Annotated in this window: 12 protein-coding genes and 1 pseudogene; 9 read left to right on the forward strand and 4 right to left on the reverse strand. The window is 42.8% G+C overall.

What is annotated here, in order from left to right:
• Positions 1-73: 73 nt before the first annotated feature.
• Positions 74-970, forward strand: coding sequence for an Ig-like domain-containing protein (locus V6N89_RS10950; RefSeq protein WP_338517575.1), 897 nt, complete (start codon positions 74-76; stop codon positions 968-970).
• A gap of 90 nt (positions 971-1,060) precedes the next feature.
• On the opposite strand, the gene rmuC is transcribed toward V6N89_RS10950, so the two are convergent.
• Both rmuC and V6N89_RS10960 read right to left on the reverse strand, forming a co-directional pair.
• The gene (gene rmuC / locus V6N89_RS10955) at positions 1,061-2,446 is read right to left on the reverse strand and encodes a DNA recombination protein RmuC (protein WP_338517576.1); all 1,386 of its coding nucleotides are present in this window, start codon (positions 2,444-2,446) and stop codon (positions 1,061-1,063) included.
• 113 nt (positions 2,447-2,559) lie between these two features.
• Positions 2,560-4,089, reverse strand: coding sequence for a fumarate hydratase (locus tag V6N89_RS10960; RefSeq protein ID WP_338517577.1), 1,530 nt, complete (start codon positions 4,087-4,089; stop codon positions 2,560-2,562).
• 237 nt (positions 4,090-4,326) lie between these two features.
• On the opposite strand from V6N89_RS10960, the gene pabB reads away from it, so the two are divergent.
• The 3 genes from pabB (at position 4,327) to V6N89_RS10975 (ending at position 7,898) form a co-directional block, all read left to right on the forward strand.
• Positions 4,327-5,763, forward strand: a complete 1,437-nt coding sequence (gene pabB / locus V6N89_RS10965; RefSeq protein ID WP_338517578.1) for an aminodeoxychorismate synthase component I — start codon at positions 4,327-4,329, stop codon at positions 5,761-5,763.
• A gap of 23 nt (positions 5,764-5,786) precedes the next feature.
• Positions 5,787-6,359, forward strand: a complete 573-nt coding sequence (locus tag V6N89_RS10970) for a CoA pyrophosphatase (RefSeq protein WP_338517579.1) — start codon at positions 5,787-5,789, stop codon at positions 6,357-6,359.
• Positions 6,360-6,524: 165 nt separating this feature from the next.
• Entirely contained in the window at positions 6,525-7,898 is a 1,374-nt protein-coding gene (locus V6N89_RS10975; protein WP_346992690.1) for an L-serine ammonia-lyase, read from the forward strand.
• Between the two features lie 83 nt (positions 7,899-7,981).
• Here V6N89_RS10975 and cysB read toward each other — a convergent pair whose 3' ends face one another.
• Positions 7,982-8,956 carry an HTH-type transcriptional regulator CysB gene (cysB, locus tag V6N89_RS10980; RefSeq protein WP_338517580.1) on the reverse strand — a complete coding sequence of 325 codons (975 nt, stop codon included), beginning with the start codon at positions 8,954-8,956 and terminating at the stop codon, positions 7,982-7,984.
• A 201-nt stretch (positions 8,957-9,157) separates the two neighbouring features.
• On the opposite strand from cysB, the gene V6N89_RS10985 reads away from it, so the two are divergent.
• The 3 genes from V6N89_RS10985 to V6N89_RS21760 all read left to right on the forward strand — a co-directional run bounded on the left by V6N89_RS10985 (position 9,158) and on the right by V6N89_RS21760 (position 11,202).
• On the forward strand, positions 9,158-9,862 hold the full coding sequence (locus tag V6N89_RS10985) for a sensor histidine kinase (protein ID WP_338520255.1): 705 nt from the start codon (positions 9,158-9,160) through the stop codon (positions 9,860-9,862).
• Between the two features lie 97 nt (positions 9,863-9,959).
• Positions 9,960-10,718, forward strand: a complete 759-nt coding sequence (locus V6N89_RS10990; RefSeq protein ID WP_338517581.1) for a hypothetical protein — start codon at positions 9,960-9,962, stop codon at positions 10,716-10,718.
• 37 nt (positions 10,719-10,755) lie between these two features.
• Positions 10,756-11,202 (forward strand): transporter substrate-binding domain-containing protein, encoded by a 447-nt coding sequence (locus V6N89_RS21760; protein ID WP_431189726.1) that lies wholly within the window; start codon positions 10,756-10,758, stop codon positions 11,200-11,202.
• Positions 11,203-11,730: 528 nt separating this feature from the next.
• Here V6N89_RS21760 and V6N89_RS11000 read toward each other — a convergent pair.
• Positions 11,731-12,633 carry a LysR family transcriptional regulator gene (locus V6N89_RS11000; protein WP_338517583.1) on the reverse strand — a complete coding sequence of 301 codons (903 nt, stop codon included), beginning with the start codon at positions 12,631-12,633 and terminating at the stop codon, positions 11,731-11,733.
• A 103-nt stretch (positions 12,634-12,736) separates the two neighbouring features.
• On the opposite strand from V6N89_RS11000, the pseudogene V6N89_RS11005 reads away from it, so the two are divergent.
• Both V6N89_RS11005 and V6N89_RS11010 read left to right on the forward strand, forming a co-directional pair.
• Positions 12,737-13,446: pseudogene (locus V6N89_RS11005) on the forward strand (CoA transferase subunit A).
• Positions 13,446-14,099 carry a CoA transferase subunit B gene (locus V6N89_RS11010; RefSeq protein ID WP_338517584.1) on the forward strand — a complete coding sequence of 218 codons (654 nt, stop codon included), beginning with the start codon at positions 13,446-13,448 and terminating at the stop codon, positions 14,097-14,099. The pseudogene V6N89_RS11005 and the gene V6N89_RS11010 overlap by 1 nt, the downstream one beginning before the upstream one ends.
• Positions 14,100-14,113: the final 14 nt, after the last annotated feature.

The raw sequence follows: 14,113 nt of genomic DNA on the forward strand, positions 1-14,113 counted from the left end.
ACCAGGTACGTCATTTAACTTCCAGCTTTGGTTCGATTATGAAACTGGCGATGTAAGCTACGTATACGGCCCTATGGATGCGCCTGTTTACGCTACAGTAGTTGGTGCTGAGAACCAATCTGGTAGCGTGGGTACAACATTCGCAGCGCTAACAGCGGCAGGTCTACAAGGGACGCTTCCGGTAGAAGGCGACGAATATGTGCTTACTACTAGCGCAGGTGACGAAGTAGAAATCAGCTATGCTGGTGAAGTTGTTGCTTCTGGCGCGTTAATGGATGACATGTTGCAAGTAAACGAAGATGCTTCGATTACAGCAAACATCCTAGCTAATGAGATGGAAAGCACGATTATCAATGATTTCACAATGTCTTCATTGTCTGGTGAATTCCGCACGTTCTCGCCTATCACAATTGATAAAGAAGCGCTTGACCCGTCAACTGTTGAAGTAGTAGCTCCTGCATCAAACGGTTCTGTTACTGTCAACGACGATGGCACAGTAACCTATACGCCGGATGCTAACTTCTACGGTGAAGATTCATTCACCTATACCGTTCGTGTAGAAGGTTCTACAGATGACGCGGGTGAGCCAGTACTTGGTGACGTTATTGGTGAAGGTACAGTTGCAGTGGCAGTAGCTGGTGTGCAAGATGCACCTGTTATTTCTATCTCTGCTCCTTCAAGCGTAGATGAAGGACAGTCTTACACTGTTACGGCTTCTGCAACAGATGCAGACGGTGATGATGTAACAATTACTGTAAACGGCCTTCAAACTACGTCGATTACTGACACTGCTCCAAGCCATGAACAGGCTTCTAGCATCACTGTAACGGTAACAGCCACAGACGGTATTGATACGGTAACTGAAACTGCGACTATCCAAGTAAATGATAAGAGCGGTGGTTCAATGGGTTGGATAGCTCTGCTATTAGCTCCAGCAATTTACCTACGTCGTCGTGCTAAACGTGCATAATTTGTATTAGATACAATAAATAAAAAGGCCGCATTAGCGGCCTTTTTTATTGCTTTATATCTTAAATACCTTTTTCAACACATATGCAGGCTAGTCTTCTTCTAAACTACTGGTAGCAGAGACTGAATCACTTAAACGTTTGTTTGGCTGGACACCAAGCTCTCTGAACTTCTCGACTTGCTTAACCATATTTCCACGGCCCATTGTTAATTTATTCATAGCTAGGTCAAAACTCCCCTGAGCATTGTCGAGCGATTTACCTATTTTTTCCATGTCACTAATGAAACCCACAAATTTGTCATAGAGCTTTGCAGCTTGGTCTGCAATATGTTGTGCGTTTTGATTTTGATACTCGTATTGCCAAATGTTATTTATCGTACGCAGTGCTACCAATAAGTTGGTAGGACTTACCAGCATAATATTATTGTTAAGCGCCATAGTCACAAGTTCAGGGTCTTCCTCTACGGCTAAAAGAAACGCGGCCTCTATCGGAACAAATAACAACACATAATCAAGGGTCTTAATTCCTTTTAAGGATTGATAGTCTTTAGCGCCTAACCCTTTAATATGCCCTTTTATCGATGTTACATGTTGCGATAGATAGCTGGCTTTTGCCTGTGGCTCATCGCAATTATAATATCGCTCGTAGGCTGAAAGACTCACTTTTGAATCTATAATAACATCCTTGTTATTGGGTAAATGAACAACAACATCGGGTTGAAAGCGCCTTCCCTCGTCAGACGTCGCTGCAACTTGTGTTTCAAATTCATGACCTTCTCGTAACCCTGATTCACTTAAAATGCGCTGTAAAACCACTTCTCCCCAATTTCCTTGTTTCTTATTGTCACCCTTGAGGGCATTGGTCAATGCTGCTGCCTCCTCAGTTATTTTCTGATTGAGGGCTTTTAGACCAAGTATTTCTGTTTTTAGAGATGCACGCTCTTGCCCTTCCCTAATATGTTGTTCAGAAATTTGGCGTTTAAAACCCTCAAGTTCTGTCTTAAATGGGGCTAACACAGACTCGATACTGGTTTTAGTTTGTTGTGAATAACGTTGTTGTTTGTCTTCAAAAATTTTATTGGCGAGGTTTTCGAATTGGGTTTGCAGTCTGTGCTCGGAGGCTGCCATAGTGGCAAGCTTATCCTCATGCGCTTCCATTAAAGCATTTATCCTATTTTGTTGAGCGTCATTTTGTGCCTGTGTTTTTGCCAGCAATACGCGTTCATTGCTCAGCATCTCCTTTAATTCATTATTAGACGCGCTTAATTCTTTAATTTGTTTATTTTGCTCTTCTAGAAAATGCAGCTTTGTCTTAAGCGAGTCATTCTCTAAATGTGCTGTATTGAGTGAAATTTGCACATCTTCAGCGCGTCTACGAAAAATGTGATGACGCCACGCAAGTACACCACACGTAATCAAAAGCAATGAAATGAGAATTAGTATAGAAAGCGGAAGAGGAAGTAGGTTCGATGTCATAGTGCGCACTCGGTACTGTTATTATATACAGCACTATAAACAAAATTTTAAAATAAAAACAGGTACGCGAGGTACCTGTTTTCAATTAAGTGTAATAATAGCTTTTGATTTGATTATTTAGACAGCGATGCGTCCAAATCTTCAATCTTTGCTTTCCAGATAGCCGGGCCGTTTTTATGGGCATTTGCACCGCTGCTATCGACAGCAACAGTAACTGGCATATCTTCAACTTCAAATTCGTAAATGGCTTCCATTCCCAAGTCTTCAAAAGCAACAACACGTGATTTTTTGATCGCTTTAGAAACAAGGTATGCTGCTCCACCCACTGCCATCAAATAAACGGCTTTGTGCTTTGCAATCGAGTCAACTGTTGCAGGACCACGCTCAGCTTTACCAATCATGCCGATAAGGCCAGTCTTTTCAAGCATCATGTCTGTGAACTTATCCATACGAGTTGCAGTTGTTGGACCAGCAGGACCCACCACTTCATCTCCAACAGCGTCTACCGGGCCCACGTAATATATAAAACGATTTGTTAAATCAACACCATCAGGTAAACCTTCGCCATTCTCCATCATGGTTTGAATACGTTTGTGGGCTGCGTCACGGCCTGTCAACATTTTGCCCGACAATAGAACAGTTTCGCCTACTTGCCACTCTTGAATATCTTCTTTTGTCACTTCATCAAGATTAACGCGACGCGTATTTTCACTTACTTCCCATGTAACTTCAGGCCAATCTTCAAGTTTAGGCGGTGTTAACTCAGCAGGGCCTGAACCGTCTAGATAGAAATGAGCATGACGCGTTGCCGCGCAATTTGGGATCATTGCAACAGGTTTTGAAGCGGCGTGTGTTGGTACAGATTTAATTTTAACATCAACAACCGTTGTTAAACCGCCTAATCCTTGAGCGCCTATGCCAAGTTTGTTTACGCGATCAAAAATCTCTAAGCGCAATTTCTCATCGGTAGTTTGAGGGCCGCGTTCAATAAGCTCCTGAATATCGACAGGATCCATCAGACTTTCTTTTGCCAATACAGCAGCTTTTTCTGCAGTACCACCAATACCTATGCCCAACATGCCTGGAGGACACCATCCTGCTCCCATTGTCGGTAATGTTTTTACAACCCAGTCCGCAATATCGTCACTTGGGTTAAGCATTACCATTTTAGATTTGTTTTCAGAGCCACCGCCCTTCGCGGCAATCATCACTTCAATTTTTTCGCCAGCCACCATATCGATGTGCACAACTGACGGCGTATTGTCTTTAGTATTAGTTCGAGCGCCAGCAGGGTCTGCTACAATAGAAGCGCGTAATGGGTTATCTGGGTTAGTGTAAGCTCGGCGAGTTCCCTCATCGACCATTTCTTGAACCGTCATATCGGTCTTGTCCCACGTAACTCCCATACCAACTTTAACAAAACAAGTTACGATACCTGTGTCTTGGCAAAGTGGCCTTTTTCCTTCGGCAGACATTCTTGAATTAATAAGAATTTGCGCCATTGCATCTTTAGCGGCTTGGCTCTGCTCTTTGTTGTAGGCCTCTTCAACAGCCTTCACATAATCAAGTGGGTGATAGTAAGAAATAAACTGTAGGGCATCTTCAATGCTGTCAATGAAGTCTTGTTGACGAATAACGGTCATGACATCCTCTTTTTATTTGGCTTTCGTGGTCTTAGCTAGCTAAAAAAGCGTATACTAGCGCATCTAACGACATCGCACCATGTAAAACACAAGGCATCTATGCAATTGTGAAAATAGCGTGGTGCTATGAACACACTCTCTCTTTCAACTAACCGAGGGCAGAAATTGAGGGTACTTAGTTCTATTAGCACGCCCTCATGCTTTAAATATTAGTAGAAGTACAGTAAAGCTTAGTTTATGCACCACGCTCTCCAACAAGTAACAGTTACCAAATTAACATCAAATGCGCTAATGTCGTTATGCTCGCCAGAAACGAAGCATTCAGACCTGTTTAATGCCCTCTTTGAAAATGTTGCAGACGCGCCATGGTCACTCCTTCTAGATACCTCTGGGTCAAAGCAAAGCGATGGTCGTTATAACATTATGGCCTATTCTCCGGCTCTTGTTATCGAAGCCCTTAACGGTAACGTTACGTTGCACAATACAGCAGAAGGCTCGACGTGCATCATACAAGAAGCACCGTTTGAAGCGGCCGAAAAGTATTTACACGAAAAGATAAAGGGGATTTCTCTTAATAGCGAAGTCGATGTAAGCCATCTACCTTTCATTGTAGGCATTGCGGGTATGGCTGGCTATGATACGGGGCGTTTTTACGAAGCATTACCATCTACCGCACAAAGCGATTACACAAGCCCTGACTTTTCTGTGGGCTTATATTTGTACTCTTTAGTTGAGGACACTCAAACGGGTGAGTTTTATTACTGTGCATGCGATGGTAGCACTTTCCCTTCGTTTACCAGTGAAAACAAAAACAGAAATAACGCATCACCCTTTTGTCTTACCTCCTCTTTTTCGTCTAATTTAACAAAGACGCAATACAAGCAGAGCCTCGATAAAATTAATCGCTACCTAACAGCGGGAGACTGCTATCAGGTAAATATGGCGCAGCGTTTTTCTGCCCATTTTGAGGGAAGTCTTTGGAAGGCCTATCAGGAATTGAGACTACAAAACTGTGCCCCTTTTTCTGCTTACTTCAATTCTTCAAAGGGAAGCATAGCGTCAATATCACCGGAGCGATTTCTTCGCGTAAAAGATGGGATAGTAGAAACGAAACCTATCAAAGGTACACGTCCTCGCTTTGATGACATTCATGAGGACAGACGTAGCGCAGAACATTTAATGAATGCCGAAAAAGACCGTGCCGAAAATCTAATGATTGTTGACCTGTTACGCAATGATATTTCCAAACACTGCAAACCTCACTCTGTGAATGTGCCAGCCTTGTTCGCTTTAGAAAGCTATCAGGCGGTTCACCATCTTGTGAGTACGGTTGTCGGTGAGCTCAATAATACAGATTCACCTTTGACACTGCTTAAATCAGCATTTCCAGGCGGTTCTATCACTGGTGCCCCAAAAATAAGAGCAATGGAAGTGATTGATGAACTAGAGCCCCACAGACGGCATATCTATTGCGGAAGTATTTTTTATATGGGTTTCAGAGAAGACATGGATTCCAGCATTTGCATCCGTACCTTATTGGGTGAAGATAAAACCCTTTATTGTTGGGCCGGAGGTGGTATTGTTTTAGACTCGGTCGCAGATGACGAATATCAAGAAACACTAGATAAAGTATCAAAGATAATTCCCGTTCTAGAACATTTTGGGAAGGCCTAACACACGAAATCGATAGCACGATCATGACAAGAAACGACTTCATAGCGCAATTCCACCATTTTAGGGTACCTCGTGTTGAACCTGACTATCCGCTTCGTAAAGCTGGTAGACCTGCCGCTGTGCTGATCCCCATTGTAGATTACGGAAATACGCTTAATGTGTTGTTAACAGAGCGTGCTTATCACTTAAAACATCACCCTGGGCAAATTAGCTTTCCCGGTGGTGGTGTGGAAGAGCAAGATGCGACTATGTTTGACGCGGCTACTCGTGAAGCACACGAAGAAATAGGATTACCCCCTGAAAATGTAGACGTGATCGGTATGCTTCCGCGCTACCGCACAATAAGCGGTTACGAAATATCGCCTGTAGTAGGCTTTGTTAACCCTAACTTTAATCCCATCATCGATAAAAACGAAGTTGAGAGTGCATTTGAAGTTCCTCTCGCCCATGTACTCGATAGAAAAAACCATCTTATTCATACCACGCATCGAAATAAGCAAGCATTTCCCATTTATTTTATCCCATGGAAAGACAAAATGATTTGGGGGGCCACAGCAGCATTGCTACGAAATCTTTCTCATCACATTCACCCTTAATTTGCTTCGTTTTTACCAAATAGCGTTAACGCAACATATTGCCTATAAATATTTGTTTACAGGTTATTAGCAAAACTAATTACGTTATTAGCATTTCTGTATTGTAGTTAATGTTTTGCAGATGCATGATCTGCACTATTAAAACGTTCTAATGATGACACAGTTATGATCAGTGTATTTGATATGTTCAGTGTGGGTATTGGCCCCTCAAGTTCACATACCGTAGGCCCAATGAAAGCTGGGGCAGAATTTGCGAGCGAACTCGCACAACAACCCTCAGTTTTTGAGAAAATCGATAGTGTTAAAGTAGAACTATTTGGTTCTTTAGGTCAAACAGGAATCGGTCATGGCACTGGAAAAGCTGTCATTCTAGGATTACTGGGCAAGCTTCCAGACACTGTGGATGTAGATAGCATCGATGCCATGCTAGAAGAGGTTCACAACACCGAGACACTTAGTCTCAACGGTACGAAAGCGGTTCGCTTTCCCAATAAAAATGCGATTATCTTTCACCGCCGGAAAACGCTACCTAAACATGCTAATGCACTAACCTTCTACGTTTACTGTAAAGATGAACTACTTGCACAGCAGACCTATTACAGCATCGGCGGTGGCTTCATTATCAAAGACGAAGACTTTGACGCGACAAAAGCACATGCTGCTAGCCTTCAGGCTTCTGTACCATTTCCATTTAAAACCGCCGAAGAGTTGCTGGCATTGTGTAAATCTAATGGCCTGAGTATCAGTTCTCTTATGCTACGCAATGAGTCTACATTCAGACCCAAACACGAAGTTAAACAAGAGCTTCACAGCATTTGGCTTGTAATGAAAGCCTGCATCCAGCGAGGAATAGAGAGCGAAGGCATTCTACCTGGTGGTTTGAAGGTAGTCAGGCGAGCTCCAGGTCTTTACCGAAGGCTTCAAACAGAACACACCAACGACCCCATGCAGACCATGGATTGGGTCAATTTATTCGCATTGGCCGTTAATGAAGAAAATGCCGCTGGCGGAAGAGTAGTCACTGCACCGACAAACGGTGCAGCTGGAATCATTCCCGCCGTCTTACAATATGTCGATAAATTCATACGCCCAGTGGATGAAGAGGTCGCCAGTCGCTTTCTTTTGACAGCAGGCGCTATCGGCATACTTTACAAGGAAAATGCCTCAATTTCTGGCGCAGAAGTGGGATGCCAAGGTGAAGTTGGTGTTGCATGTTCTATGGCAGCAGGTGCCCTTGCTGAGATAATGGGAGGTACTGCAGCGTCAGTAGAAAATGCAGCTGAAATAGGCATGGAACATAATTTAGGCTTAACCTGTGACCCTGTCGGTGGGCTGGTTCAAGTCCCATGTATCGAGCGAAATGCAATGGGCGCTATAAAGGCGATAAACGCTTCTCGACTAGCGCTTCGTGGTACCGGTGAACAAAAAGTGTCACTCGATAAAGTCATTAAGACAATGCGTGACACTGGCAATGACATGAAAACCAAGTACAAAGAGACGGCTCGCGGCGGCCTTGCTGTCAACATCATTGAATGCTAACCAAGCAGTTATCATACATCTCGAACTAAAAAAGGGGCCAAAGCCCCTTTTTTAGTTATCTACCAGTTTGCTGATTTACGAACCTATTTCACAGGCAGGCTCACACCCTTAAACATTTTTTCAACTTCATCATTGTTTTTAAGCATCATGGCCTTCTCAACTTTATCCTTAGTCAAGTGTGGCGCAAAACGTTCAATGAAGTCGTACATGTAACTGCGTAAAAATGACCCTTTTCTAAAGCCAATTTTGGTTGTGCTGTAGTCGAACAAATGACTGGCATCAATTTTAACCAAATCGTCATCGAGTTCTTCACTTACTGCCATAGACGCAATGACACCTATTCCAACACCTAATCGCACATAGGTTTTAATAACATCTGCATCGGTAGCAGTGAAGACAATCTTAGGCGTTAATCCAGCTCTTTCGAAAGCCTGGTCAAGTTCAGAGCGCCCAGTAAAGCCAAAGACGTAGGTAACTAACGGATACTTCGCAATATCACTTATATCAATAGTGCCCTTTTTAGAAAGTGGGTGGTCCTTATTGACGATGACACTTCTATTCCAATGGTAACAAGGCAACATTACTAAATCGTTGTATAGATGCAGTGCTTCTGTAGCAATCGCAAAGTCAGCTTCGCCTTTTGCCGCAAGATCACTAATTTGTGACGGCGTGCCTTGATGCATATGCAAAGAGACTTTTGGGTACTTTGTCATAAACCCTTGAATGACATCGGGTAGCGCGTAACGCGCTTGGGTATGAGTTGTGGCTATATTCAGTTTACCTTGGTCAGGTAAAGTGTGTTCTCGTGCGACGGCTTTAATGCTTTCAACTTTAGCAAGGATCTCTCTCGCGATGTTGATTACATCGTTTCCAGCGTCTGTTACGTGGGTAAGATGTTTGCCGCTACGCCCAAAAATCTGAACCCCAAGTTCGTCTTCAAGCATACGAACCTGTTTACTAATACCGGGCTGTGAGGTGTAAAGACTCTCAGCAGTTGCTGACACATTCAGATTATTATTGAGGACTTCTACGATATAACGTAGTTGCTGTAGTTTCATATTTTACACCATTTACCGCACTTGATTTTCACTATACTCTTACCGTTATAACCAAAACCACCTTTTATTACTAGTTGATATTACAAAACTTGCATAATAAAGTTGAAAAAACACACAGTCATACGAAATAGCACACGATAAATTCACATGTAGTGCAAATCATCTACAGTGTAAAAAGGTTAATCAGGAACGTACATCATTATTATGGGCAGCAAACATGTTACTTCATCAATAGACTTCTCTTCAGTACTTGCCGCCGCAGTTCATGACATGAAGAATTCACTTTTTCTCCTCATACAGTCAATTGAAGCATTAAGTCATGCCCTACCCGTTGAAAACGAAGACGCGCAAGAGCAAGTAGCCAACGTGCATTACGAAGCTTCACGGTTAAACACGAACTTAGTCCAAATTTTGTCTTTGTACCGAGCGGAACTCGAGAGTCTCCCTATCACCGTTGATGAATGCTTCTTATCAGATTTAGTGGAAGATGTTTTGGGGTCTAATACGCTGTATATAAAACAGAAACACATTTCTATCGATGTTGATATAGAGGATGAACTTAGCTGGTATCTTGACGAAGAGCTAATTTACCTTCTACTGAACGACGCTATTATTAATGCAATGCGCTATGGCACGTCGAAAATAAAGGTCTCTGCAAAAGCTTCTGTAAACCAACATTTAGTGATTAAAGTTGAAGACGATGGTCGTGGTTATCCAGACGATATGCTCAGTAAAAGTGACGAACATCTAGCCGATTTTGAGCTTAGTCAGGGCCGAACTGGATTAGGATTATTTTTCGCTAAACTCATAGCTAAAGCACATTCACAAGGCGAAGAAAAAGGTTCTATTAAGTTGAGTAACGGGGGAACATACGGTGGAAGTGTATTTGAAGTAAAAATACCGTAGTATTGACCGATAACAATAAATGAAGACAAAATAACGTTTTAGGCACATACTGCTTTGAACGTTATAATAAAAAGACAAAAAGAGACGGATTACCCGCATGTACGTGATTATCATTATTCTGATTGTTGTTTTGCTAATCGCAGCAATTTTCATTAATGCAATGCAACAGCACAGACAAAAACAAGAAGCGGAACGACGCACCGAGCTCGCCAAACAACGCACTATTGTTGATGAAACAGAGAATGTCATTGCAGCAAGTGTCAACATGCCTATTTCTTCTCGTATTACGGGCATTCTTCACAACCGTATACTCAACTCATTAAAAACAATGAACGAATTGGCGAGTACCGCTGAGTTGAAGCAGCGTATCAACAGTACTGAGCAAGCTGCTTCTGTTGCTTTATCTGACAACACGCCCGCAGCCAGTGATTTTTCACTACCAGACAACGACAAAGTTATTATTCAATACATTCAGGCTGTGAAAAAGCTTCGGGTTATTTTGCGGGCAGAACATAGCAAGGGCCAAATCGATTCAAAGGTCTTTCTCGAAGAAGACAAAAGTTTGGAACGCCTTCAGTTAAAAGTGAACGTAGAGACACTTGTTAAACGCGGGCGCGCAGCGCTTCAAACCAATATGCTGGGCTCTGCTCGCCAATATTTTGAAAAAGCAAAAGCCGCCCTTGAGAATCAGACGCCACAAGATGAATACTCAACCTCGCGCCTTGCTACTATCAAAGAATGGCTTTATGAAATTCAAAGTAATTTGAAAAGCGTTAACGAAAAAGACCGTGCCAAGAAGCAAGAAGAAGAGCGCGACGAACTCGATGAATTGTTTGCACCTAAGAAAAAGTGGTAATTATTCAATGATTTAATTAGGGGGCAAGTATTCTGCTATGTTTAATCAAAAAGATAATATTGCAGCTGCCTCCTTTGCGCTTTTAAGCTGCTTATCTTGTCAGGCATTTGCCAGTGCTTTAAACATTCCAATCTTAACCTCGTATCAGATCACGCTTTCTGTTAATACTGATGATAGCCATGTAAAAGACGTTGCAGCTAGTGAAACTATGGCCTGTAAAGAAGTCATTGTTTCTGCTCATCCCAATTACGCTCCTTTTCATTGGGAAGAAAATGGCGAAATTGTAGGTGCCTCAATCGCCATTACTGGTCAGATCCTTGATGAAATGGGTATCGCGTGGCGTACAGAATATGTAGGCCCATGGAAACGCGTGCTGCAACGCGCCTACTCGGGAAAAGTAGACCTCATACCGGCATTAAAGCGTACCGCCGAAAGAGAAGAGTTTATCAGTTTTACCAATACTTTTTTTACAGCAACCCTGTAGCTGTTTATCGTAAGAACGAAGCCGATGCTATCGCGTTAGATTCGCTTGATGCACTTGATGGTTTAATAGGTTCAGTGAACGCTGGTGACAACCATGGAAAGACAATCGATGCATTTTTATCCGTTCAAGACGTCGCCCAAATAAAAGGGATAGAGGCAAATTTTGAAATGTTGAAGATGGGGAGAACGGACTATTTTGTTATTGGAAAGCATACCGCTCAGTCTTTCCTTAACAGCAATGCTTTGACTGACGAATTCAAAATTGTTTTAGAGCTCAGTAACGCTGTGGTGCATCACGGATTTAGCAAACGCTCGCCCTGCGCGTATTTAATGTCTGAATTCGATAGCCGTATGGCACGAAAAGTTGATAACGGTGACGTACAGTTTGCCATTGAACAATACAAAAGTATTTGGTTAGAGCGTAAATTACTTGATGAGTAAGTTGACCGTGTTGCGCTTTGCACGAAGCTACTCACGATAGTACTTAATCAGTTCATGCCGTCTACCCTGGTGAAATAAAGTCTAGTTATTAACAGACTTCCTGTGACTTTCTATATTTTTTAACCGAAAGCTCCCATAGAGAACGCGCTGAGACCGATAGGCCTTTTCTCGCATTTCGAATTAAACCAATATTTTTCATCAGTGGGTCTTTCTCTATTTTGATAACCGAAAGACCAAGGCCAATCATTTGTGGTGCGCATATGCTCGGCATAACCGAGATACCTAATCCGTGCTGGATTAATTTTCCGAGTGTCGACAACTGACCCGTTTCAGCAACAATATTAGGCTCCCCATATTGTTCAAGCTTATTTTGTGTCCAGTTACGAACTGCGGAGCCTCTATTCATCATAACAAGTGGCTGCGCGATACAGCTGATCCAATGTGGTTCTTGATTGATGACGTTAGCCTGTACGTCGTTTGCTACGACAACAAACTGATCCCTAAACAAGCTTTCGAATATTAATCCATCTTTTCTATCAGGCTCAAAGGAAAACCCCAACTCGCAGCGTCCGCTAGTGACTTCATTGATAACCTGTTCCATGACTATATCGATTACGCGAATATTTATATTAGGTGCGCTTGTGTGAAATTCACTTAACAGTAGCGGTAACTGAGATTCAGCAAAGGAAGGCATAGCACAAACCGTTAGTTGGCCTTTCGCCATAGCAAACAAGTTCTGAGTATCAGAGAAGGTGTTATCCCAGTCACGTATTAACCTTATAGCGTTAGGTAACAAAAGCTCGCCTTCGGGTGTTAAATTGACGTTGCGTGTATTTCTCTCAAATAAACGCCCGCCTAAGTGCTGTTCCATCTTTTTGATAGAACTTGATAATGCTGGCTGTGTTAAGTGCAATTTTGCCGACGCTTCGGCGAACGTAGACGACGTCGCTACTTCAACAAATGCACGGAGTTGGCGATAAGAAATGTCCATATTTTAATAAATTTTATTTATTAATTGAAAGATTAATTCGATTTTACATAACTAGCAACAAAGTTAATACTTGTTATTAACATAATAAGTGGAGAGATGATTAATGGCAGGTTTCAATAAAGTTGTTGCTAGCTATGAAGAGGCAATGGCTGGACTCATTGACGGCATGACAGTGATCGCCGGAGGCTTTGGCTTATGCGGTATTCCAGAAGGACTTATTGCACAGATTAAGGCAATGGGTGTAAAGGATTTGACCGTAGTGTCAAACAACTGTGGCGTTGACGGATTCGGTCTAGGATTACTATTAGAAGACAAGCAGATATCAAAAATGGTGTCATCTTACGTGGGTGAAAATGCACTCTTCGAGCAACAGTTATTAAATGGTGAACTTGAAGTAGAGTTAACACCGCAAGGTACACTTGCTGAAAAAATGCGTGCTGGCGGTGCTTAAGCATCCCCGCTTTCTATACGGCTACGGGTTATGGTACGCCAGTGGGCGAAGGTAAAGAAGTAAAAGAATTCGAAGGCCGCCCCTACATTTTAGAACACGCCATCACAGGCGACTTTGCCATAGTAAAAGCGTGGAAAGCGGATACCTATGGAAACTGCGTGTATCGCCATACAGCACAAAACTTCAACCCGATGGCAGCGACAGCAGGCAAAATAACAATTGTTGAAGCCGAGGAAATCGTCGAACCTGGCGAACTTTCACCAAGTGAAATCCACACGCCTGGCATCTATGTCAACCGCGTAATCAAAGGTTCGTTTGAAAAGCGTATTGAGCGTCGTATTGTAAGCAAGGAGACCGTGTAATGTTAACAAGAGATCAAATTGCAATGCGCGTGGCGCAAGAATTTAAAGATGGAGACTATGTCAATTTGGGAATTGGCATTCCGACACTCGCGGCAAACTACGTGCCAGACGATATCAGCGTTATGCTTCAGTCAGAAAACGGACTCCTTGGGATGGGACGCTACCCTCGAGAAGATGAGGTGGACGCCGATATGATAAATGCTGGCAAGGAGACGGTCACAGCGATAACTGGCGCATCCATTTTTAACAGTGCAGAGAGTTTTGCAATGATCCGCGGTGGTCATGTTGATTTTACTGTACTCGGCGCGTTCGAGGTTGATGTGTCTGGTAACATCGCGTCATGGATGATTCCTGGTAAACTCGTCAAAGGCATGGGTGGCGCTATGGACTTGGTAGCTGGCGCAAAAAACATTATTGTCACCATGACACATACTGACAAACATGGTAATTCAAAGTTACTACCAGCATGCACTTTGCCGCTTACTGGCGTAAACTGTATTACGCGAATTATTACCGATCTTGCAGTATTGAGCGTAGAAGACGGTGCTTTTGTACTTCAGGAGCGCGCTCCCGGCGTCACTGTTGACGAAATCATAGAAAAAACGGCTGGCAAACTTATTGTCTCAGATAACGTGGTAGAAATGTCACTTTAAGTCTTTTTGAGGGC

Origin of the sequence: Alteromonas gracilis (assembly GCF_036870955.2) — a bacterium.
Lineage (GTDB): Bacteria > Pseudomonadota > Gammaproteobacteria > Enterobacterales > Alteromonadaceae > Alteromonas > Alteromonas gracilis_A.